Consider the following 23,926-nt stretch of genomic DNA (forward strand, 5'->3'; position numbering starts at 1 on the left):
TGACCTCACAATTTGGTGCGCAGGGTGACGCCCACGGTACGCGGTTCGCCGATCAGGCCGGTCACAAGCCCGGTGGTCCCCGGGCTCAGAGTCTGGAAATAATCCTTGTCGGTCAGGTTGCGCGCCCAGACGGAAAGGTCCCAACGAGCGTCGTCAGTACGAATGCCGATGCGCGCATTGAGCAGTCCATAGCCTTCGATCTGGGCGTAGCGGGAGTTGCTGGCCGAGGTGTTGAAGGACGAGCGATGCGAGAAATCCGCATGGCCATAGAGATGGATTTCGCGTGATCCCCATTGCCCGATCGGTTGCGCGATATCGGTCCCCAAAGTGTAGGTATATTTCGGAACGCCCGCGAGTTGCGCACCGGTGAGATTCTGTATTCCGCCTAGATTGGCCCGTTCGGGCGCTTGCGGCGCATTGGTATAGTTGCGGTAGGTCGTGTCGGCATAAGCGGCGGATGCGGAGATGCTGAACAGGGCCGTGGGCGCGTAGGTCAGATCGCCCTCGAACCCGCGCGACCGGACCTTTGGAATATTGGCGATATATTGCCGCACGGCCTGCGAAACCTTGTCGAATTCGGTGATGGCGGTCTGGTAATCGCTGACCTCATTCCAGAAGCCTGCCAGATTGAGTGTCACACTGCGGTCGAGGAACTGCGTCTTCAGACCCAGCTCGAAACTATCGACTTTTTCGGGACTGACCTCGGGATCGACATTGGCCGGCAGAGCGGTGAGATTGAGGCCGCCCGATTTGTTGCCGCGCGAATAGCTGCCATAGATCAAGGCGTCGGGCGCGATCTTGTAGGAAAGGTTGATCAGGCCCGAGAGGCTGTCATCTGTGAAACTGGTTTGATAGCTGGTGACCGGGCTGAACTGATTGCGGATGGCCAGTGCAGCGGCTGCCTGGGCCGCGGGGAGCGTGGCGAGACTGATCCCGGCCACATGATATTGATTGAACGCGCCAGACTTCTTTTCATGGGTGAAGCGCAGGCCGCCCGTTAGTTTCAGGGCGTCGCTGATATTCCATGTCCCCTGTCCGAACAAAGCATAGCTTTTCGTGGCGGGGGTTGACGTGGAATTGGATTCAAAGCCGTTCAGCGCGGCATTGCTCACCACCGCAGGCACTGCCGGAATATTCCAGCTTGCCGCATCAGGGCCGAATGCGGTGGCACCATAGCCGCGGATGATCTGCCAGAAATAATAGGCACCCACGACATAATCGACCGAGCGTTCACCCGTGGACGCCAGGCGGATTTCCTGGCTGAATTGACGCTGGCGATTGGCCTGCTGGGCTTTGGTGATCACCGCCAGTCCCGTGCTGTCGCCATCATTGGCGGGATTCCAGTCCCACCAGCGATAGGCCGTGACGGATGTCAGCGCCGCGCCACCCAGATCCCAGTCCAGCTGGCCGGACAGGCCATAGCTTTTCATATTGGCCTGATAATGGGAATCCGATTCCCCGATCCTGTCGAACGGGCGGATCGGCGTGGGCGTGTAGCCCGCGCGCGTGACGCGATCGACGAAGTTGTTCGCGATCACGGCGCCATTGTCATAAGTGCCAAAATAATTGGCGAGGACGTTCAGCACGAAATTCTGTTTCTGCTTTGCGAAATCGCCGATCAGCTTGATCGATACATCCTCGGCCGGACGAAGAAGCAACTGGCCCCGTGCCGTGAAATTGTCATAATCCTGCGCCTTGCTGCCGTCATAGCGGTTCGTCAGGAAGCCATCGCGGTGGGTGTCTGCGATGCTCAGGCGGAAGGCCGCCTTGTCGCCAGCGATCGGGCCGGAGACCGATCCGCGCACCTGATGATAGCCATAATCGCCCAGCGTCGTCTCGCCCGAAAATTCGGGTTCGAAGCTGGGCGCGCGCGTCGTGATGTTGATCGCGCCAGCCGTTGTGTTCTTGCCAAAGAGCGTGCCTTGCGGCCCGCGCAGCACTTCGATCTGCTGAAGATCGACCAGATCGAATTGCGACTGGCCGACGCGGCCGTAATAAACATTGTCGATATAGATGCCGACGCCGTTTTCCAGGCCGTCATTGGTCAGCGCCACGTTAGAGCCGAGCCCGCGGATGTTCACATTGGTGTTGCGCGGATTGAAGCTGAACACCTGGAGGCTGGGGACGAGCTGCTGCACCTGACTCAACGTGAAATTGCCGGTGGCTTCAAGGGTCTGCGCACTCACTACGCTCAGCGCGATCGGGACATCCTGCGCATTTTCATCGCGTCGCCGCGCGGTCACCGTGATTTCGTCACCGGCCTCGCCCGCATCCAGAGCGGCATCGGGCGTAGGTTCGTCGGCAGCGATGGCGGGCAGGGATAGGCCAAGGCTCATGCCAAGCGCACCCAGCGCGATACCGTGGCGGAAATTCAATCGTCTTGAAACATTCTTTGTCATTGCGTTGATCACAGTCCCCCGAGGCCGGACGCACATGCGCCCGACGCCGCACGCTCAAGCGAGCGCGCAGTCACATTGATGATATGGATTCCCTTGAGGCGCGCCGGATTCCCGGCTGCGCAATCAGCTCAGTTCAACACACCGCGACATCGCCCCAAGAGGCGGGGCCGCTGCGCCCTGATTGCAATAGTGAGGTCGTACATTCGCATTCGTCCGTTCCCCTTGAACCGGGGGGATCACGAAGCCGGGCGTCACGCTACCCTGCATCGCGCTTTAGCCGTTGTTGACGCGGAGCAAGCTGCATCCCTTCAAAAGCCGCGGGCCGTTCAGCGGCACGAATGCCGCGGGCGACCGGCCGGTCCGCCCTATGATCTGATATGTCCATCTAATCGGTAGACAATGAGTCGGTCAATCCAAGTTTTGCTTTAGCCGCGTAAAGCGGACGGCTTTGTCATCACTCTCAGGGTTGGGGCGCAGGCTGAACTGGCTGGATGGTCGGCGCGACCGGAGGCGGGGCCACTGCGGGCGGCGGTGCGAGGACCGGCGTTGCCACCGGGGGCTGAACAAGCGGCCCCATCGCGGGGGCCATCGGATCGGGCGCGGGCAATGCAGCCGCGCGGGGTTTGCCGCGTAGCGCATCGATTTCGGCCTGACGGTTTAGCAGATAATTGGCGCGCGACGCCGCATAGGGATCCGCCGCCTCGTGAATCTTGCGCAATTGCGTATCGAATTCGACACGATAGTCGATCGAGCCGATGATGCCTGCGGGAATGGAATAGGCGGGTTGGTTGAAGGGCGCGCCGACGGCCATCGGTACGAGCAGCCGATCCACGCCCGTGCCGATGAAATCGCGCACCGTGGTCGGTCCGATCAGCGGCAGAAACAGAAATGCGCCGGGCTTCACCCCATAATAGCCCAGGGTGTTCGCGAAGCCATTGGGGCGACGTGGCAGCTTGAACGGACGTCGTTTCGCCATGTCGAACAAACCGGCCGCCCCGATCGTGGTGTTGATGGCGAAACGCCCCAATGTCTCCGCCGCCTTGCCCGGCTTGAGCTGCAGCATATAATTCAGGAAAACGACGGGTTCGGTGAGATTGTTGAAAAAATTGCGCAGGCCACTGCGCAACGGCGCGGGCACGGTCTTGCTATAGGCACTCGCGGCCGGGGCGACAAAAGCCCTGTCCACCACCTGCGTCACCTCGAAGGATTTGGCGTTGATCGCCTCCAGCGGATCGCCCGGGGTGGAGATATTGGGCCGCGCAACGACCACAATTTCGTCGGGATCGGTGTCGGGGCTGGCTGGCGGTGCGAGCGGTTCGGTGGCGGGCGGCAATACAAGCGGAAGAGACGATTCGAGCGGAGTCGCAGGCTGCGGCACCGTGACGGGGGCCGCGTCCTGCTGATCGCTCATGGCGGGAACGGTCACCAGCACAGGTGCCGCTGGCGGTGCCTCGACCGGGGTCATCGATGCGCCGGCCAGCAGCAGGGCGGTGGTCAGTGCCGAAATACTCAAACGCCTGTTCCTTCTGCCGACCGCCGGGCTTGCATAACATTATCGATCACGCCCCACTTTAGGGCGTGTTGGTTAATTCAGGATTGGCAGGACAGAGCGAACGCAAGCGGAAAAAGCCGCCATGCGAATAAACCAAGCATCGGAGCGAAAGGCCGCTTTCGCAACACTTTCGTCCTCGCCTCTACCCCGAAACCACCAACAGGGCGCTTCCTCTTCCATTGCCCCATGTTATTCAAGGGAAATTCCAACCGCCGATCCTCTCCAGCCGTGCCGGTTCGAGCCGTCGACCGGATTGCGGGCGCGGGATGGCCGGCTGAGATGATGCGAGATGGTGTTTACAATTGGGAGCGACGCCATCGGGCCTGGAAGGACACTGAGGCGCGGATCAGCATGGATGGGCTGCCGGAAGGCATCATGGGCCGCCGGATGTAGCGATCAGTGTAATATGAACGCGTCCGTTGCGGAAGGACGGCGATGCTTGTCCTCCCGGCCCGTCCCCAATGTTCAGCCTCTTGCGATATAAGCGCGCCAGCCGCCGAGCGCGGTGATGTCTTCCGCGCCCGTCAGCGCGCGGGGCTCGGCGACGAAGCCCTTGACGCTGGTGCCGTCGCTCAAAACCACCGTCCCGATCGCCAAAGGTGCCGGAACCTCCACCACGAAGCTGCCGAAGGCGGCGACATCCAGTTCATAGACTTCGAGCGCGATGGCGGCACCATCCTCGCTATGGACCAGCGCAGGCTTGGGCGGAATACTGTCCGCCATGGCATAGAGGCGATAGGTCGGCGCGGTCTCATAGGCCCCCACGAAGGTCGCATCGCGCGAGGTCAGTTGCCAATGCAGCGGCATGTCTTTCAGATGAGCGCCAACGACGGCCAGTTTCACTGTTTGCATTCTTCCCTCCAGATCGAGCAGCGGCGGGCCGGGCAGATCGGCCGCCGTGAGATAGGTGTTCGCCACGGCCAGCAGCCCCAGGTCGGTGTCGGCCGGGCCGATCAGCGTGATGCCAAAGCCCGTGCCATTGGACCGCGTGCCGGCAGGGATAGCGACCGCGGCCATGTCCAGCAGGTTCACGAAATTGGTGTAGCGGCCGAAGGCGCTGTTCAGCGCAATGGGTGCCGCCAGCATTTCCCGCACGCGATAGGTCGTGCCGGTGGTGGGAAACGCCATCAGGTCGATATCATCCCACAGGGCATCGGCATGACGCTGGAGGTCGGCGAGGCGGTAGATGCCGTTCCACAGTTCGACCGCGCTCATGCCTGTTCCTGCTTCCACCACCGCGCGGACCGTCGGCTCGATCGCTTCGGGGTTGGTCGCCAGCATGTCGGCCATGGCGGCGGTGCGCTCGGCGACCCATGGGCCTTCATAGAGCAGGCGGGCGGCCTCCAGCAGCGGCTCGATGTCAATCTCGACAAGATTGGCGGTTCGCGCCAGCGTATCGAGCGCGCGGTCGTAAAAATACTCCGACTCGCTATCGCCGAAGAATATGCGCTGCTCGCGGCGTGGCACGCCGATGCGATCGCCCCGAAGCCCACGATCGATCAAAGGTTTGGAATAAGGATCGGCGGGATCGAAACCCGCGATAATGTCGTCGATGATCCGTGCGTCCGATATCCTGTCCGTAAACACCGTGATGCAATCGAGCGTGCGGCAGGCGGGGACAAGCCCGCGCGTGCTCCAGCGGCCTTTGCTGGGCTTGAACCCAATCAGATGGTTGAAGGCGGCGGGGACGCGGCCCGAACCTGCGGTATCGGTGCCGAGCGCAAACGCGACCAGCCCCGCCGCCACGGCGATCGACGAACCCGAGCTTGATCCGCCGCTGACATAGTTCAGATTATAGGCGTTGCGCGGGATCCCATAGGGGCTGCGCGTGCCGTTGAGGCCGGTCGCGAACTGGTCGAGATTGGTCTTGCCGATACAGAGCGCGCCCGCTGCGGTCAGCCGATCGATGACGTTTGCGGAAGACTCGGGGCGATAGGCAAAGGCGGGGCAGGCGGCGGTGGTCTCGAAACCTGTGACGTCGATATTGTCCTTGGCGGCAAAGGGCACCCCCGCCAGCGGTAGGCGCTCGCCCGCGGCGATCCGGGCATCCACCGCGCGGGCGGCGGTGCGCAGGTCTTCGGGGGCGATGCGGCTGATCCAGATCTGCGGCTGGACGGCATCATAGGCGGCGAGGCGGGCGAGCGTCTCTTCCGCCACGGTAAGCGCGCTTGATGCCCCGTTGTTGACTGCGGCGGCGATCGCGGCGGGGCTCAGCCGGTCCAGCGCCGTCATGGGTGCCGCCTCAGCGCCAGCATCGGCGTGCCGGGCTGGAGGGACTGGCGTTCCTGCATGTAGAGCGCGGCGACCGTGCCGCTGGCCGGGCTTTCCAGCGGGCATTCCATCTTCATGGCCTCGATCACGGCGATGATGTCCCCCTTCTTGACCGTGTCGCCGGGGGCGACCAGCAATTTCCAGACGCTCCCGCCAAAGGGTGCTTCGATCAATTCCGCGCCGTCCGGCAGGTCGATGGCCACGGGGGCGTCGGTTTCGGGGTTGTCGAGATCGGAAATCCGATCGAACTCGCCCGAGCGTTGCCATTCGGCGCGCTCCTCATCGAAGGCGGCCTTGCGCTGCGTCTCGAAGCCCGAGATGGACTCCGCATTCTCAGCGAGGAATGTGCGATAATCGGCAAGGCGAAATTCGGATTGCTCGACCTGGATCGAGCGGCGGCCGCTGGGAAAGTCGCGGCGCCAGTCGATCAGTTCCTCCGCGCTGACCGGAAAGAAGCGGATCTGGTCGAAGAAGCGCAGGAGCCAAGGCTTGCCCTCGATAAAGGCGTCGGTCTGGCGATGCGTGTTCCAGATCTGGATGGTGCGGCCGAAAAGCTGATAGCCGCCCGGTCCCTCCATCCCATAGATGCACATATAAGCGCCGCCGATGCCGACGACATTGGGCGGGGTCCAAGTGCGCGCGGGATTGTATTTGGTGGTGACCAGCCGATGCCGCGGATCGATCGGGGTTGCCACCGGCGCGCCCAGATAGACGTCGCCCAGCCCAAGCACGAGATAGCTGGCATCGAAGATGAGGTTCTCCACCGCATCGGCATCGGCCATGCCGTTGATGCGGCGGATGAACTCGATATTGTCCGGGCACCAGGGCGCATCCGCGCGGACGGCACCCATATATTTCTCGATCGTCTCGATCGTGGCGGGATCGCGCCAGCTTAAGGGGAGATGGACGATGCGCGAGGGGACGGTGAAATCCTCAAGGTCGCCCAGCCGCTCTTCGGCGGCGATCAACGTGGCCAGCGCACCGCGCTGGTCCAGCCGCTGCCCGTCGAAATGAAGCTGGAGCGAGCGGATGCCGGGGACAATGTCGATCACGCCCGCCAGCGCCTGCTTCTCCAATTCGCACATCAGCGCGTGGACGCGGATGCGCAATTCGATGTCCAGCACGATCGGGCCGTATTCGACCAGGATATTGCGGTCGCCCTGCTGGCGATAGACGGTGCGCGGGCGCGTCCCGTGGCCGGGGAGATCGGCAAGGATCGGCGACAGCGTGGCGATATCGCGGGCCGGTGTTTCCGCCTCGATGCTTTCCAGCGGGGCGTGGTCGGCTGCGGCTGCCTCTTCCAGCGCGACGGGCAGGAAGCGCAGGCGATCGCCCGGCGCGAGCTGTCCGATCTTCCAGCGATCCGCCGCGATCACTACGAAGGGGCAGACGAAACCGCCGAGCGAAGGACCGTCGGGGCCGAGGATGATCGGCATGTCGCCGGTGAAATCCACCGCGCCCACGGCATAGGGATTGTCGTGGATGTTGGACGGGTGCAGCCCCGCCTCGCCGCCATCCTTGCGCGCCCAATGCGGCTTGGGGCCGACCAGCCGGATGCCGGTGCGGTTGCTGTTGTAATGCACCTGCCAGTCGGCGGAGACGATGGTCTCGATATCGCCGTCGGTGAAGAAATCCGGCGCGCCATGAGGGCCGTAAAGCACACGCAGCGTCCAGGTCTCGCCAAAGGCCGGCAGCGGCAGCGGCGCCAGAGGCGTGTCCACGGGCGCACTGCCCAGGTGCAGCGTATCGCCCGCGAGCAGCCGCCGCGCGGCATGGCCCCCGAACTGGCCGAGTTCGAAAGTGCTGTGGCTGTCGAGATAGGGCGCGATATCCAGCCCCCCGGCGAAGAGGAGATAACCCCTGATGCCGCCGCCGGCGGCGCGGCCCATCACCAGCGTCTGGCCGGCCTGCACGTCGATGGGAACGCCGCGCTCCACGGGCAGGTCATCCAGCGTGGCACCGAAATCGGCACCGGTGAAGCACAGGCGCGCGGGCGCGTTGAACAACAGCGTCGGTCCGCTGACCGCGATCTCCAGCCCGGCCTCGCCCTCTGCATTGCCGAGCAGCCGGTTCCCGATACGGAACGAGCGGTCGTCCATCGGACCCGAGGGCGGCACACCGATCGCCCACAGGCCCAGCCGGCCCGGCCAGTCCTGCACCGTGGTCGCGGTGCCGCCGCTGATCACGCGCAGGCTGCGCGGGTGATAAGCGATGGAGTCGAGCAGCCGGGTCGAGACTTGGCCTTCGGCAAATTCCGGGGTCCGCACGACATCACGCAGCCAGCGCACATTGGTTTCGATGCCGTCCACGCGGCTGTCGTCGAGCGCGCGCTGCATGGCTAGGATCGCCGCGTCGCGCGTGGCCGCGCGGACGATCAGCTTGGCGAGCATGGGATCGTAAAAGGCGCTGATAGCGCTGCCCGCCATCACCCAGGTCTCCGCGCGGATATCCGATGGAAAGTGGACGGCGGTCAGCGTGCCCGATGTGGGGCGATAGTCGAGCGCGGGATCCTCGGCATAAAGGCGCACCTGCACCGCATGGCCGCTCGGCACGGGCGGCGCAGCATCGAGGAAGGCGAAATCGCCCGCGGCACCGCGGATCATCCATTCGACGAGATCCACACCCGTCACCTCTTCGGTGACGCCATGCTCCACTTGCAGGCGAGTGTTCATCTCGAGGAAGAAGAAACTCTGCCGCTCGGCGTCGTAGAGGAATTCCACCGTGCCGGCGGATCGATACTGCGCCGCCTCGCCGAGACGCACGGCGGCGGCGATCAGGGCGCTGCGGACACTGTCGGGCAGATTGGGTGCAGGCGCTTCCTCGACCACTTTCTGGTTGCGGCGCTGCAGCGAGCAGTCGCGCTCGCCCAACGGCATGACCCGGCCACGCCCGTCGCCGAAGATCTGGACCTCGATATGGCGCGCGCGGCCGACATAACTCTCGAGGAACACGCCGGCATCGCCGAAATTGCCCTCGCCCAGCCGCGCGACGCCCGCAAAGCCCTCGCGCACCGCGGCCTCATTCTCGCAGATCCGCATACCGATGCCGCCGCCGCCCGCCGTGGCTTTCAGGATGACCGGATAGCCGATCGCGCGCGCGGCGATGGCGGCTTCCTCTGCGTCGGTCAGCAGGCCTGTGCCGGGGGCGAGCGGAACGCCATGTTCGGCTGCCAGCGCGCGGGCGCTGTGCTTCAGGCCGAAGATGCGGATATTCTCCGGCGTTGGGCCGATGAAGACGATCCCGGCGGCTGCGCAGGCCTCGGCAAACTCCGCATTCTCCGCCAGGAAGCCATAGCCCGGATGGATCGCGCCCGCGCCGCTGTCGCGCGCGGCCTTCAGGATCGCGGCGGTGTCGAGATAGCTTTCCGATGCGGGGGCGGGGCCGATGCAGAACGCTTCATCCGCCTGCGATACATGCAGCGAGCCGACGTCGGCTTCCGAATAGACCGCCACGGAGCGCAGGCCCATGCGGCGCAACGTGCGGATGATCCGGGTGGCGATCGCCCCCCGGTTCGCCACCAGGACCGTGCCGAAGCTCATGCGGTCACGATCATCCGCACGGATGTGGGGTTGAAGGCGTTGCACGGATTGTTGATCTGCGGGCAATTGGAGACGACCACGATGACGTCCATCTCCGCGCGCAGGTCCACGGTCAGTCCGGGCGCGGAAATGCCGTCGACGATCCCCAGCGCGCCGTCCGCCTCGACCGGCACGTTCATGAAGAAATTGATGTTGGAGACCATGTCGCGCTTCCCGCGGCCTTCGGTGAGATTGGCCTCGAGGAAATTCTCGACACAGGCATGTTGCGATTTGGTGTGATGGCCATAACGCAGCGTGTTGGACTCGCAGGAACAGGCGCCGCCAATCGTGTCGTGATAGTCGACCGAAGTGGCGGTGATCGTCATCATCGGGCGGCCTTCGTTCGATCGCAGCACCGCGCCGGTGCGCAGGAAGAGATTTTGCTGCGCTGCAACGGTGTCTTGCGCGCTATAGCGCTCAGCATCGTCGGCGGCCGCATAGAGGAGAAAATCGACCGCCTGGTTGCCTTCCACGTCGACCACACGCAGCGTCTGGCCGGCGGCGACATGATGGAGCCAGGGCGCGCGAGCGAGAACGATCTCGTCATGGACGACGGCACCGGACAGGCCCGAGAGATGCGGGTCGCCAATATGGGAACCAGGGGTCATTTCGGCCTCTTTCGTTCTAGCGACGGAAATAATCTTCGACATTCAGGAAGGCGCGCAATGCCTCCGGCGTGGCCTTGCGGATGGGATCGTCTTCGGGGGTGACGGGGCCGCGCCACGCGGACACGCGCAGGGGAGTGACACACCAATCGTCGCGCGGATCCAGCACATGCGGGCAATTGGCGAGGACCAGGATAACGTCCATTTCTGCGCGCAGAACCATCGTGCGGCCCGCCTCATAGGGGCCGACCAGCGGGGTGATCGCGCCATCCGCCTCGATCCGCGTGCCCTTGAACAGATTGACGCAGGGGTGGACATCGCGGCGCTGCAGCCCATGCTTCGCCGAACCCAGCAAGAGGCGGTCGCGGCCATTGGGAAAAGCGCCGCTGTTGCGGCCTTCGCCATATTTCGCCTGATTGGTCGCGGCATTGGAGGTGCCGCAAAAGGCGTCATGGGTTTCCGCTCCATCCTCCAGGATGCTCATCAGCACGCGGCCCATGTCGGACAGCAGCAACTTGCCCGCGCCCAGATAGGCATTCCACTGGATCTTCACCGTATCCGCGACATTCAGCCGCTCGGCCGGCATCTCGGCATTGAAGATGAGCAACGAGGCGCAGGCATCGCCCTCAAGATCGATCAGGCGCAGGCGCGATCCGCGCGTCAGGCGTCGAGTCGCATAGCCGCCCGCAGCAATCGTTTCTTCCCAGAGCAGGTCTTCGCCAGACACATGGGCCGGCAAGTCGTCGGCAATCGGCGGCAGGATCGGCATCGCCTCCACCACCGTTCCCGCCATGGCGCGCGCGTGATCGCGAGCGGCCATCGGATCGGCGAGCGTCGTCGTCACGCGGCGACACGCTTGCTGGTCGAACTCCTGCCGGATGCTGCGGTATCATTGTTGGCCCGGCCATCCTGCTCGTGCAGCGGCGGGAGCAGCGCGGTGGTGGTAACAAGCTGGATCTGATGGACGCTGCGAATGCTGCGCAGCGCGTCGCACAATTCCTTCAGCCGCATCGCCGGCCCCTGCACCAGCAACACTTCAAGCGACTGATCATCCTCCAGAAAGACGTGCTGAGAAGAGATCACTTCCTTGAGATAGTCGGCCTGGGTCTGGGCGAGCTGCTGGCGCACCCGGCCACGATCACCGCGATAGACCAGGGTGATCGTTCCCGCGAGCATGGCTTCGGGGCGGGTCAGCGCCTCATGTTCAGCAAGTGCATGGCGGATCAGTTCTGCAATCAATTGGGATCGGGATGGCAGTCCGCGTTCCTCGACCATCACATCCAATTGACGAAACAACTCTGCCGGAAGGCTCATGCTCAGCCGGGCAAGACTGGTAGGTTCGGTACTCATGCTGCACTCATCTCAATTATTACAAATATCGTCAAGTGTAATACTCTTGTCTTTTTCCTTGGGGGGCGAAATACGCTTGGTCAGCGGCAGATCATAGACCGCCGTCGCGCCGAAGCGATGGGGGGCGTGCGGATCGTGGCGGCGCTTGTCCAATGTAAGCACGCGCGTGCCCAGCGTGAAGGCCTCGCGGATGTCGTGCGTCACCATGACGACGGTCAGGGCATAATCGGTCCACAGCCGGGTGATCAGCGCGTGCATGTCCGCCTTGATGCCCGGATCGAGCGCGCCGAAGGGCTCGTCGAGCAGCAGGATTCGCGGTCGCTTGATCAGCGCCTGCGCGATGGCGAGCCGTTGCTGCATCCCGCCCGACATTTGCGCAGGATAGAGATGCAGACTGTCGCCCAGGCCGACCGCGGCCAGCATGTTTTCGGCCTCCTGCATCGCGGCGCGGCGGCGCGCGCCGAACAATCTCGCGGTGAAGGGTGCCTGCGCGCATTCCAGCCCGAACAGCGTGTTACCTAATACGGACAGATGCGGGAACACCGAATAGCGCTGGAACACCACTCCACGATCCGGCCCGCATTCGGGCTTGAGCGGAATGCCGTCGAGCAGGATCGATCCGCGCGTCGGCGTTTCCTGGCCCAGAATGATGCGCAGCAGGCTGCTCTTGCCGGCACCCGAGGGGCCGATGATCGAGACGAAGGAGCCTGCCGCAATCTCCAAGCTTACCCGTTCCAGCACCACCTTGTCGCCATATTCGACCCAGATATTGTTCAGGCTCAGCAGCGCGCTCAATGGTTGGCTCCATGCGCCCAAGGGAAGAGCCTGCGGCTGGTCCAGCTCAGCATCAGGTCGATCACGATCGCCAGCAATGCGATCCAGGCGACATAGGGCAGGATGATGTCCATCGAAAGATAACGGCGCACCAGGAAAATGCGATAGCCCAAGCCGATATCGGAGGCGATCGCCTCGGCCGAAATCAGGAATACCCAGGCCGGGCCGAGCGACAGACGCACCGCCTGGATCAGGCGCGGCATCGCCTGGGGCAGCGCCACGCGCAGCATCAATTGCCAACTGCTCGCGCCTAATGTCTGAGCCTTGGCGATCTGCTCGCGCGGCAGCGCGGTGATGTGCGCAGCCACGTCGCGGATCATGAAGGGCGCGATGCCGATGAAGATCAGCATGACTTTGGAGGTTTCGCCCAGCCCGAAGGCGATGAACAGGATCGGCAGGAGGGCGATCGGCGGGATGACCGCGATCCCCGTCACCAGCGGGCCGAAAGTCGCCCGCACCGGGGGGAGGACGCCCAGCAGCAGGCCCACCAGCAAGGCGGAGAGGGTGGACACGCCGAGGCCCAGACCAAGGCGTTGCAGGCTGGCGAACGTATCCGCCCAGAAGATCAGCGTGCCGCTGAGCGGGTCCGGTTGAAACAGCAGCGCCGCCATCGCTTCAGCCATGCCGCTCGGCAACGGCAGGATCTTGTCGCTGGGATTGGCCGCATGGCGGCCGGCCGCCGCAACGAGATAGACCAAAGCCAGCAGCAGGATCGGCAGGGCGCCAAGCAGAATGCTGTTTCCCCGGCCGATGCGGCGGTTTACCCAGCGCATCGCGTGCTGTCCTCGCTGCGACCGATCGCCTCAGAGCGTCCCATCGGCGGCCATCTGCATATAGCTGGCGTCGAAGCGCAGGGTTACATGATCGGCATCGCCGAGCGTCTTGTTGCCGGGGAAGGACATGCCGACCACATCGGCCGATTTCGCACCCTGGCCGAAGAGACCTTTGGAGAAGCTGAAATCGCGCACGCGGGTCATGGTGGAGAGGAGTGCCGGGGCGGATGTGGCCGCCACCGCCGCCTTGGGATCGGCATAGAGAAAGGTGGTAGCCAATTGCCCGTCGAACATCTCCGGCGTGCTCCCCGCGAGCTTGGCCATGGCGGCACGCGCCGCCTTGCCCTGCGCATCCTGGCGCTGCATCAGTGCGGTGGTCTCATACCAGATGCCGGCCAGCGCCTTGCCCAGATTGGGATTGGCCTTGAGCGTCGCGGTATCGACCACGAGCAGGTCGAGAATCTCGCCGGGAATGTCGGCTGAACTGAATACCATCTTGGCACCTGGCACACCCTTCATGACCGAAAGCTGCGGATTCCAGGTTACGGCGGCGGTGACGTCGGGCGCGGCGAAGGCACCGACGATATCCGCATCCGACGTGTTGACCGTCTTCACGTCCGTCATCGCCATGCCGGCGCGCTCCAGCGCGCGGGCGAGCAGATAATGGGAGACGGAAAGCTCGACGAGATAGATCTGCCTGCCCTTGATCGCGGCCAGCGTGTCCGCATTTTTCAGCACGATCCCGTCATTGCCGTTGGAATAGTCGCCCACGATGATCGCGCTGGTATCCTTGCCGCCTGCCGCGGGAATGGTGAGCGCATCCATATTGGCGACCGTCACGCCATCGAATTTGCCGGCGGTATATTGGTTCACCGATTCGACGTAATCGTTCACTTGGACGATATCGATCTTGATCCCGTATTTGTCGGCCCATTTCTTCACGATCCCAGCCTGCTCGGCATAGGGCCAAGGCATCCAGCCCGCATAGATCGACCAGCCGATGCTGAATTCGGTGCGCGGTTCTGGTGCCGTGTTCGATGAAGGCGCGCAGGATGCTCCGATAAGCGTGCACGCCATGAGCGCGAGGCGGCGCGCGCTGCGGATCCAGTTGAACATGATTCGAACCCCTTTCGCGCTGCAGCATTGCCGCAAAGCATTGTCTTGTCCATGGCCGATTATTACTATTGCGGGAATTGGTAATATCAATATTATGCCGTTGGTGCCGTCCGGCTCAGGCCGCTTCAGCGTCTCTTTTCGGGAGAATACTATGGTGCAGAGCGCGACGCCCACCCCCGCACGACCAGGCATCGCGCCGTCGCCAAAGGGGCGCACTTTTCCGAACGGAAACCCCGAACTGGGATATAATCCCTCCGGCGTCCGCAACACCGACAGCGCCATACCGCTGCACCGCAGCAAGCCGGTGATCCACGATTATGCCTGCGAAGGCCCGGCCCCGGGCAATCTTGGCTTCCGCTGGACCTATGGCTCCAACGTCGCCGCCAAGAATCGCGATCCGCGCGTGCAGGTGGTGCAATATAATGAAGACAGCTTCGTGCTGCGCCAGAATGTCTGCGTGCATTGGGAAGCGCCCTTCACCTATCTGCTGTTTGGCAATACGGGCGCGTTGCTCATCGATAGCGGCGCGACCGCGCGCGGTGATCACTATCCGCTGCGCGAGACGGTTGACGCGATCATCACGCGATGGGCGCAGGCGCGTGGACGGAGCAGAATTCCCCTGACCGTCGCGCTGACATCCGGTGAGGATGTCGCGCAAAACCAGGGGCTGGTGCAGTTTGCAGGACGGCGAGATACCGTTATCGTCCCGCGGCCGCTGGAGGTGATGAAGCGTTTCTACGGCCTCGGGAAAAGCTGGCCATCGGACACGGGGAAGATCGATCTCGGCGATCGCGTGATCGATGTGATCCCGACCCCGGGCACGCACAAGGACGGTGTGAGCTTTTACGATCCCTATTGCGACTTTCTCTTCACCGGCGACCTTCTGTTTCCCGGCAAGATCAACATCGGCAACGATCGCGATTTCATCGCATCGCTTGAGCGGCTCAAGGCTTTTGCGGCCGCCCATCCCGTAAAATGGCTTCTCGGCGGTCATGTGGAAATGATGTTCGTGCCCGGAAAATACTATCCACGTTTCGCAAATTACAAACCCTATGAGCGCGTGCTGGAGATGGCGCCCGAACTGATCGACGAGGCGATCCAATATGCCCGTGAGGTGCAGGGCAGAGACATGATGCTCATCCGGCCCGATTTTGCGCTGTTCAACGGGGTCAGCCCTGATCAGCGAACGCAGGCCTGGCCCGCGGGCGTGCCCAAGATCAATCCGCCGCATCCCTTCTGACGATAAGGAGAGCTTCCATGGATCGTCGTACTTTTCTGTCCTATAATGCCGCGGCAGCCGCCATTCCTCTGTCGGGCGGGATGCTTGCCGGCCTGGCTGATACGGCGTCGGCGGCGGCCCGTCCGGTGGCGGTCGATTTCAAAAGCGATCTTCCCGCGAAGGGCAGTTTCCCCAAAAAATGGATCTGCGGCTCATCTTCTTGCATGGACAATGAGGATCCGGCGATCCAGGTCCATTGGTATAATCCGCACACCGCGATTTTGCGGCAAAACAAAGCCTATAGTTACGAAGCACCGTTCGCCCCGCTCTATTTCGGCAATGATCGCGTATTGCTGCTCGACGAAGGTTATGTGCAGTTGCGCAACGACTATGATCTGCGCGGCGTCGTTGACCAGTGCATAGAGGATTGGTGCGCGCGCAATGGCCGTGATCCATCCAGCATGGAGTTGCTGGTGGCGTTCAGCCATCTGCATGATGATCATTATGCCGCGACCAACCAGTTCGCGGACCGCCCCAATACGCGCTATATGGGCCTCACTCATGAGGAGATGGTCGGCTTTTGGGGGATGACCAAATTCCCCGAAGAGCGGGTGACCCTCGATCTGGGCGGCCGCGACATATTGATCTGGGGTTCGCCCGGGCATGTCGTCTCGGAATTCGCTTATTACGACAGCTACACCCAGATTTTATATACCGGCGACATGTTCTATCGCGGGCGTTGTTACATCAGCTTCTGGGAACCCTGGTTCGACAGCATGAAGCGGCTGATCGATTTTTGCGACACCCATCCGGTGACGCATGTGATGGGTTGCCATGTGGAGATCAGCAGGGATGGCGAGGACTATGCCTATGGCATGACCTGGCAGCCCGATGAGGCACCCGTGGAGATGACCGTGCAACAATTGCGCGAGGCCTTCGCCTTTGCGCAGACGATCACCAAGCCCGGCATCTATTTCACGGGCACCGTCTTCCTCTGCAATCAGACACGCAGCATGACGACGATCGACAAGAACCCGTATCGTTACAGTTGAAACGCCGCATTATCAGAGTGGGAGTGAGCGCATGAAACGGTCCGTTGGTTTGCCATTGATGTTCGCCATGCTGTGCGCCGCATCCGCACCGGACCCGGCTGCACTGCGCGAACAGGCCTTCGATGTGCCGGGTTTTGCAGATTTCCTGGCGGTCGACGGTGATACGGTGTGGGCCACCAATGACGGCCGAGTCGAACAATGGTCGATCAAAGGCAAACTGGCGTCCGTTGCGGTGCCCAAGCCCTGCGGTGCGATGGCGGTGGCCTATGGCTCGCTCTGGGTCGCCAATTGCAAGGACGGCAATCTTTACCGGATCGATGTGAAGACAGCCAAGGTGCAGGCGATCATCGCGACGGGTATCGCCAATCCCAAGGGCGAGACCAATGTCGTTGCGGGCGCTGGGTCGATTTGGGTGCCCAGCGACGGGGCGGGAAAGATTGCCCGGATAGACCCGGCAAACAACAAGATGTCGGCTGCGATCGTGGTTGATCCGGGCACCTTCTATCTGGCCTTCGGGTTTGACGCGCTATGGGCGGTCAGCAGTGACGAACAGTCTCTTCAGAAAATCGATCCGCAGACGGATACGGTGGTGAACAAGGTGAAATTGGGCAAGCAGCCCGGCTTTCTCGCTGCGGGCGAAGGCGCGGTCTGGGTGCAGGAGCAGCGCGACGGCACTGTGGCGCGGATCGATCCGCACACCGCCGCCGTGTCCGGGCGCGTCACGGTCGGAAAGACCCTGATTTATGGCGATATCGACGTGGGCGGCGGGAAGGTGTGGCTCCGCACGACGGAGGATCAGACATTTGTCGCCATCAATCCGGCATCGATGGAAATTCTCGGGCGTTTGGGCAAGCCGTCAGGCAGCGGTGCGTTGCGTTACACCGCGTCCGGCATCTGGACGTCCGCGCATGATGTGAAGACCTTATCCTGGTGGAGTGCCTCGGAAGACTGAGCGGCCCGGCCAGATTTCGGCCGGTGGATGACGAATCGGCGCACGACTCGATCCCCACGTTCGCAGCCAGGGACTTTGAACGCGCGACATGGCGAAACCCGGTTTCATCCCTTGACGGGAAGGGCAGTTTTACGCGCTTCTGCACATTTTCGGATCATATGAGATCGGTCAGCATTATTACTCTTGACGCATTATGTAATATCAATAGCCTGTGTCACATCGCCTAGTAGAGCGACATCACCATGGGAGAGGATCGAACACGTTGGGCCAGTCGCTGGCTTGATATGGGAGATTTCGATGGATCAACCGCATGGCTATGGCGCAGGCGACTTGGGGGGGAGCACCTTCAAGGATGCCGTGTTCAATCTGGTGCCGCCCGCGACCATCGCCGTCGTGATGCTGTTCTGGGCATTCGGTCCGGCGGAATGGATCAAGAGCCCATGGTCTATCGTGGTTGCAGGCGCGCTCACCTCGGCCTTCATCCAGGGGCTTGAATGGGTGCATGAGCGGCACGCCGGCTGGCGCATCGACAGGCGTGAATTAGCGACGGATCTCTTCTATGTGATCCTGGGCAATACGGCGATCGGCTGGGCCACCGCCACGCTGGCCGAGGCTCCGCTTACGGCGATGAAGCAATCGCTCGGCATCACCACCGCATGGGCAATGCAGATGCCGTTCGTGCTTCAAGTGCTGTTCGTCATTGTCCTCATCGAGTTCGGCCAATATTGGATGCACCGGCTGATGCACGGCAACGCCTTCTTCTGGGCGACCCACGCGCCGCATCATCATATCACGCAGCTTAATGCCATGAAGGGTTTCGTGGGGAATCCGGTGGAGCTTTTTCTCATCAGCCTCAGCGTGGTCGCGCTGTTCGATCTGCCGCAAGCGGCCTTATTCTGCGCTTTCAACGTGATGGGGGTGATCTCCGGTTTCGCCCACGCCAATGTGAGGTCCGATCCGCCGCGCTGGTATGCCTTCTTCTTCACCACGATCCGGCACCACAGTCTCCATCATTCGGTGGGATATGAAGACACCCGCTGCAATTACGGAAATTCGCTCATCCTGTGCGATCGGATCTTCGGCACCTATCGCGAAGGAGAAGCCTCGATCGTCGGCCAGGACGATCGCAAGAGGCTCTCCATCTGGGAGCAGACGATCTTTCCGGTCCGCCCTTTGATCGAGAAATTCAGGGAAAAAAAGCAGGCCAGATCAATGGCCGCAATCAACTGATTCAAGGCATCAGATATCAGGTCTCGACGAGTTCTGGAGCGTCGAGCGGCAAGCGCGTCAGCCAATAATCCGGAAAACCGGCGGCAGGCGCAGCGCGCAATATTTTCAATAGCAGACGCTCGGGCGCTGGCAGGGACACCTCCGGCGCACGGGGGAGATTTAACCAAAAAAGGGGAAGTTCATGTCACGTCGCGCGAAACTCAAATTGGGGCTTTTGTCTGCCACCATTTTTACGAATATGGTCGCGATGACACCGGCCATGGCGGAAGCGCCTGTAGAGGCCGAAGCGGAGGGCGATTCCATCATCGTCACCGGCACGCGCCGCATCACGACGATCATGGATAGCCCGATCAATATCTCCGCGGTCAGTGCCGAAGACATGGCACGCCAGCGCATTCAGGATGTGCGCGATCTTGCGGATTTCACGCCCGGCCTGACCATTTCGGACACCGGCCCCGGCACCACCGGCACGGTCGTGCTCCGTGGTCTCAGCGCCTCGGACGTGGATTCCAGCGGCAGCAATTATGACGATTCGGTCGGGGTCTATCTGGGCGAGGTTCCGCTCTATTACGATTTCAAGCTGCTCGATATCGAACGGGTGGAAACGCTGCTCGGGCCGCAGGGTACGCTTTACGGTCTGGGCACGCTGGCCGGTGCGATCCGTTACATTCCAAACCGCCCCGACGTCGAAAAATTCGAGGGCGAAGTCCATGGCAGCTTTTATGGCAAGAGCCACGGCAGCAAGCCTGGTTATCAGATGGACGCGGTCATCAACATTCCGATCGCCAAGGACCATATAGCGTTCCGGTCGGCCACGGGTTATTATTACGATCCCGGCTTCATCGATTATACGCTGCTGATCCAGGAGCCCGGCGTGTCGCTGCCGCAGCCGGCCGGTTCGACCACTATTTCTGACAGCTTCCGTGCGGCCAACCTTACAAGCCGCAAGGATCTGAACTTCGAAAAGACGATCACGACGCGCAATCAGTTGCTATTCCAGGTGGACGAGGATTTCTCCGCGACCGTCACCTACGCATTCCAGCAGACCAAGACCGATGGTGCCCAGTCCAATGGTGCCGGTGTTTTCGGGACGGGGAAATATGAGAATGCCAGCCGCTATATCGAACCCGTGAAACGCCGCGCGCACCTGGTCAGTCTCGAAATCAACGCCAATGTGTTCAACATCGCCGATCTGGTGGCGACGACGGCCTATACCGACGTCAAATCGGATTCGCAGGGCGACAATACCGATCTGCTGCTCGATCTCGATTATGATTATGAGCTGTTCCCGGCCTTCTCAAGCTGGAGCGAGAGCCACACCCGGCGCAAGCAATATAATCAGGAAGTCCGCCTCGTCTCAAGCCATGGGGGGCCGTTCAGTTGGTCGATCGGCGGCTTTTACAATGAGAATAAATATGGCAGCGACTATGCCGAACATATCCCCAATCATCCGTGGGCCGATGCCGCAACGAACCCGGATTATCTCGAATATGTCAGCTATACCCGCTCGAAGGTGACCGAACAGGCCATTTTCGGCGAAGGATCATTCCATATCACGCCGGACTGGCAGGTCACCGGCGGCGCGCGTTACTTCAAATATACCTCCACCATCGCCGGTGCGCAGACACTGCCGATCCTTGGCGATCCGCTCGACCCACGTGACCTGACGCCACGCGGCGGCGATGCCGGCAAGAACGGAACGGTGTGGAAAATCAACAGCTCCTACAAATTCACCGATGGCCTGATGGCCTATGCGACCTACAGCAAGGGCTATCGCATCGGCGGCCCCAACAGCGTCGCGCCATGCCCCACCCCGCTGCCAAACGATCCAGATGGCGACAACATCAATAATACCCAGCTCATCTGCGCTCTGCCGAACGAGATTCAGTTCGGACCGGACAGCACCAAGAACATCGAAATCGGCATCCGCTCGCAGTTGTTCGATCGCAAGCTGAGCTTCAGTTTCAACGTCTTCCAGATCAAGTGGCAGGGGCTTCAGGTCGATTCCGCCACGCTGAACGGCATTGCCGGCATCACGGTGAACGGCGGTGGTGCCGAGTCCAAGGGCTTCGAATCGTCGTTTCAGTTGAGGCCGCTGGCCGGGCTGTCCATCCAGGGCACCTATTCCTACACCGATGCCAAGTTGACCGACGATGTACCTGGCATCATCCCGGTCAACGATCCGCCGGGCACCTATCCCAGCGCGCCGATCACGCTGGCCGCGCTTTCGGGTGATCGCCTGCCGGGTTCGACGAAGAACAGCGGCAGCCTTGGCGCGGCCTACACCATGCCGCTGATGGCAGGTTCACTGACGGCCAACTGGACGGCGACCTATCGGGGAAGCGTTGTCACGCGGCTTGGCTGGGATCGCGCCTATGGCGACAAGCTGCCCAGCTTTGTGATGCACCGGGCGTCGCTGAGCTATGACGCGGGTCAATACAGTGTCAGCCTGTTTGCGAACAACATCTTCGACAAATATGCGGTCGTGTCCGTGTCCAACGACCGGTCCCGCACAGGCCTCAACGACGGCGTTCTTCTGCGCTATTATCAGAAAGCCGTCGCCAACCCGCGCACCTTCGGCGTCGACGTGCGCTTCAAATATTGAGGATGAGAGGAAAGGGCGCCGCTCCGGAAGGAAGGGCGCCCTTTCCACCACTGACCGTCAGCGTGTTTGAATGCCTTGCGCTTCCAGCCAGGCTCGCGTTGGCTCCAATGCCTCGGCATGAGATCGCCATTTGCCGACGGCATCGGCATTGATCGGCCGTCGCACCTGCGCGGCGCTGGGCGTCGCAACGGCGGCGCTATTTTCGTGGAACGACAGGCAGGCTTCGTCCCATTCGAGGCCGCAATGCTCCAGCAGCCGCCGCGTCTGCCCTTCCTGATCGGCGACCAGCGCTTCATAGGATAGCTGAAGCACCCGCCCCGGCCAGAGGCTTTCCCACAAGGCCATCAGCCGGTCAAAGCGCGCATAGTAGCGCGCCGTATCCATCAGATCGTAGGAATAGGCATAATAAGCCGACTGGCTGGCGAATAGATTTTTGTAATTGCTCCAGACGGTATCCATCGGGTTCCGCCGCAGGCAGACGATCCGGGCGTTGGGCAAGGCCCGTGCGATATGGCCGATATAAAGGAAGTTGGCCGGCAGCTTGTCCGTGAACCGTGCCATGCCTTGGGGGCGGTGGTGGCTGGCGCGTTCGAGATAGGCGGTGCCGATGGCGGCGGGATCGATGGTGCCGCTGGCCGCCACGGTTGCGGGGTCGATGACCACGCGGGAGGCGGTGCCGGCCAGTTTCTTGACCGACAGCGGCACGGCCTGAAGTTCGCCCGCTGACCCGACATCGCGGTGGGATGACAGGATGCGATCGACCAGAGTGGTGCCCGTGCGGGGCATTCCCACCACGAAAATCGGGGCCGGATCGGCATTGCCCGTCCCGGTGGCAAGCGCGCTCGCGCCGCTGCCAAACAGCGTCTCGATCGCGTCGAATATCGCGGCGTCCTGCGCGAAATCATAGCGAATCGTTTGCTTGTGCGCGGCATTGGCGACCGACAGGTGTCGAAAGGCATCGGGCGCATTCCCGATGTCTTCCAATTCCTTGGCCAGGGCATAATGAATGCGCAGCGAATCCTCGGGTCGGCGTGTTTGCGCCAATGCGGTTTGCAGTCTGGGCACATGATTGGCCTGGGCCGTTTGGCGCGAGAGGATGGCAAGCGCATAATGCACGCGCGCGTTGCCGGGGTCTGCGGCCAGGATCATCTCATAATGCGCGCGCGCCTCGGCCACCCGGCCGGTGAAGCCGCTGGCCGCCGCGAGATTGTAGCGATAATTCAGATTGCCGGGATCAGCGGCTACCGCTGCGGTGAACGGCACGACCGATGTTTCATGGTCTCCGAGCCGGGCCAGAACGCATCCGATGGTATCGAGCGTGAGGGCATCGACGGGGGCCAGCGCCATGGCCTCACGCGCGGCCTTGGCGGCTTGCCCATCGCGCCGCAACAGGCTGAGCAGCCGTGCAAGTTGGGCCAGATGTTCCGCCCGCGGCCCGCGTTCCACCGCGGCCTCGATCAGCGGAACTGCCTTGGCGATCTGGCCCGCTTCGGCCGCGGCCATGCCCAGCAGGAAGAAGCCCATGGATTGCTCCGGGTGGGCGAGGGTAAGCGCCTTTGCAGCGGAGACCGCGGCCGGCAGATCACCACGCTTGAGCGCCGCCCTCGCTTGTGCTTCCAGCGTCACGCAATGCCCGCGGTGAGGTGGACCACGCATGTCGCTGTGAGAGAGACGATTTCGCGCAAAAATGTCTCCCATGCGCGACAGCGCCGATTATGAGCCCAGCAAGCTCTTTTTGAACAGCGCCTTGATCCACCTGGCTTCGAAAATGCGTCCCACGCCATAGAGCGTGGCAAAGATCGCTGCAAAGACATAGGCGGGTGTGGGAGAGGGTTTCTTGTCCTCGTCCTTATCCTTGTCTTTCTTTTTGGGCTTGTCGGGTGCGGGCGCGCCGAGGGCTTTGTCGATCGGGTTCATGGGCAGTTCCGCTTTCTTCTTTTCGGGCTTTTTCTTCGCGGCTTCTGTGGAGGGTTTTTCCAGATTGCCGATGGCGATGGTCAGTTGCGCGAAGCCCAGAAACAGCAAGGGTGCCAGAAAGCAGAACAGCAATCCCCGGCTGATCAGATCATAGCGCATCACAGGCCCGGCCTCGCCCTTGTCGATCTGCAGTACACCTCCGTCGAAAATGGCCATCTTGTCCTGCGCCGCCTGGTCTTTCTTGCTGAAGGTCAGCGTGTCGTCCGTCCGTTCGTGATGGGTGTTCCTCTCGCGAAACAGAGGGTCGAGCCGCGCGAAGGCGTCATCGCCCGATTGCCCGGGTGCCAGCGCCAGGCTGCCCCTGACATGCCAGATCCAGTCGATGAAACGCAGGTTCACAGGATCTCCTTCGAAGAGAGATTTTCGAGGCCGCACTGGACGGCAAGGCCTAAGCCGGCGCACTGACGGCGACC

At 62.1% G+C, this 23,926-nt stretch carries 18 protein-coding genes; 5 read left to right on the plus strand and 13 right to left on the minus strand.

The features are described from left to right. Positions 1-5 precede the first annotated feature (5 nt). The 10 genes from FHS49_RS03495 to FHS49_RS03540 form a co-directional block, all read right to left on the minus strand. A complete protein-coding gene (locus FHS49_RS03495; RefSeq protein WP_246350249.1) occupies positions 6-2,375 on the minus strand; it encodes a TonB-dependent receptor in 2,370 nt (789 codons plus the stop codon). Positions 2,376-2,859: 484 nt separating this feature from the next. Continuing rightward, on the minus strand, positions 2,860-3,912 hold the full coding sequence (locus FHS49_RS03500; RefSeq protein WP_246350250.1) for an MlaA family lipoprotein: 1,053 nt from the start codon (positions 3,910-3,912) through the stop codon (positions 2,860-2,862). Positions 3,913-4,416: 504 nt separating this feature from the next. Further along, entirely contained in the window at positions 4,417-6,183 is a 1,767-nt protein-coding gene (gene atzF / locus FHS49_RS03505; protein WP_184015243.1) for an allophanate hydrolase, read from the minus strand. Then, a complete protein-coding gene (uca, locus tag FHS49_RS03510) occupies positions 6,180-9,761 on the minus strand; it encodes an urea carboxylase (protein ID WP_184015245.1) in 3,582 nt (1,193 codons plus the stop codon). Before uca ends, atzF begins: the two co-directional genes overlap by 4 nt. Further along, positions 9,758-10,408, minus strand: coding sequence for an urea amidolyase associated protein UAAP2 (locus tag FHS49_RS03515; RefSeq protein ID WP_184015247.1), 651 nt, complete (start codon positions 10,406-10,408; stop codon positions 9,758-9,760). The genes uca and FHS49_RS03515 overlap by 4 nt, the downstream gene beginning before the upstream one ends. Positions 10,409-10,424: 16 nt before the next feature. Further along, on the minus strand, positions 10,425-11,249 hold the full coding sequence (locus tag FHS49_RS03520) for an urea amidolyase associated protein UAAP1 (RefSeq protein WP_184015250.1): 825 nt from the start codon (positions 11,247-11,249) through the stop codon (positions 10,425-10,427). Continuing rightward, on the minus strand, positions 11,246-11,755 hold the full coding sequence (locus tag FHS49_RS03525; RefSeq protein ID WP_184015252.1) for a CopG family ribbon-helix-helix protein: 510 nt from the start codon (positions 11,753-11,755) through the stop codon (positions 11,246-11,248). The genes FHS49_RS03520 and FHS49_RS03525 overlap by 4 nt, the downstream gene beginning before the upstream one ends. A gap of 12 nt (positions 11,756-11,767) precedes the next feature. Next, positions 11,768-12,550 carry an ABC transporter ATP-binding protein gene (locus tag FHS49_RS03530; RefSeq protein ID WP_184015254.1) on the minus strand — a complete coding sequence of 261 codons (783 nt, stop codon included), beginning with the start codon at positions 12,548-12,550 and terminating at the stop codon, positions 11,768-11,770. Further along, positions 12,547-13,362 carry an ABC transporter permease gene (locus tag FHS49_RS03535; protein WP_184015256.1) on the minus strand — a complete coding sequence of 272 codons (816 nt, stop codon included), beginning with the start codon at positions 13,360-13,362 and terminating at the stop codon, positions 12,547-12,549. The genes FHS49_RS03530 and FHS49_RS03535 overlap by 4 nt, the downstream gene beginning before the upstream one ends. Before the next feature lie 30 nt (positions 13,363-13,392). Beyond that, complete coding sequence (locus FHS49_RS03540) at positions 13,393-14,478, minus strand: putative urea ABC transporter substrate-binding protein (protein WP_184015258.1); 1,086 nt, start codon at positions 14,476-14,478, stop codon at positions 13,393-13,395. A 151-nt stretch (positions 14,479-14,629) separates the two neighbouring features. On the opposite strand from FHS49_RS03540, the gene FHS49_RS03545 reads away from it, so the two are divergent. The 4 genes from FHS49_RS03545 to FHS49_RS03560 all read left to right on the plus strand — a co-directional run bounded on the left by FHS49_RS03545 (position 14,630) and on the right by FHS49_RS03560 (position 18,931). Continuing rightward, complete coding sequence (locus FHS49_RS03545) at positions 14,630-15,718, plus strand: MBL fold metallo-hydrolase (protein WP_184015260.1); 1,089 nt, start codon at positions 14,630-14,632, stop codon at positions 15,716-15,718. Positions 15,719-15,735: 17 nt separating this feature from the next. Next, positions 15,736-16,749, plus strand: coding sequence for an MBL fold metallo-hydrolase (locus FHS49_RS03550; RefSeq protein WP_184015262.1), 1,014 nt, complete (start codon positions 15,736-15,738; stop codon positions 16,747-16,749). 31 nt (positions 16,750-16,780) lie between these two features. After that, complete coding sequence (locus FHS49_RS03555) at positions 16,781-17,701, plus strand: Vgb family protein (RefSeq protein WP_184015264.1); 921 nt, start codon at positions 16,781-16,783, stop codon at positions 17,699-17,701. A 297-nt stretch (positions 17,702-17,998) separates the two neighbouring features. Then, a complete protein-coding gene (locus tag FHS49_RS03560; protein ID WP_184015266.1) occupies positions 17,999-18,931 on the plus strand; it encodes a sterol desaturase family protein in 933 nt (310 codons plus the stop codon). A 16-nt stretch (positions 18,932-18,947) separates the two neighbouring features. Here the strand turns inward: FHS49_RS03560 and FHS49_RS19810 are convergent, their stop codons facing one another. After that, positions 18,948-19,070: a hypothetical protein gene (locus tag FHS49_RS19810; protein ID WP_281397024.1), complete on the minus strand. Its 123-nt coding sequence runs from the start codon at positions 19,068-19,070 to the stop codon at positions 18,948-18,950. 42 nt (positions 19,071-19,112) lie between these two features. Between FHS49_RS19810 and FHS49_RS03565 the strand changes: the two genes are divergently transcribed. Next, a complete protein-coding gene (locus tag FHS49_RS03565) occupies positions 19,113-21,536 on the plus strand; it encodes a TonB-dependent receptor (RefSeq protein ID WP_184015268.1) in 2,424 nt (807 codons plus the stop codon). 57 nt (positions 21,537-21,593) lie between these two features. On the opposite strand, the gene FHS49_RS03570 is transcribed toward FHS49_RS03565, so the two are convergent. Then, positions 21,594-23,192 (minus strand): tetratricopeptide repeat-containing sulfotransferase family protein, encoded by a 1,599-nt coding sequence (locus tag FHS49_RS03570; protein ID WP_184015270.1) that lies wholly within the window; start codon positions 23,190-23,192, stop codon positions 21,594-21,596. A 57-nt stretch (positions 23,193-23,249) separates the two neighbouring features. Further along, a complete protein-coding gene (locus FHS49_RS03575) occupies positions 23,250-23,852 on the minus strand; it encodes a hypothetical protein (RefSeq protein WP_184015272.1) in 603 nt (200 codons plus the stop codon). Between the last annotated feature and the right edge of the window lie 74 nt (positions 23,853-23,926).

It is taken from the genome of Sphingobium boeckii, from assembly GCF_014199215.1.
GTDB lineage: Bacteria > Pseudomonadota > Alphaproteobacteria > Sphingomonadales > Sphingomonadaceae > Sphingobium_A > Sphingobium_A boeckii.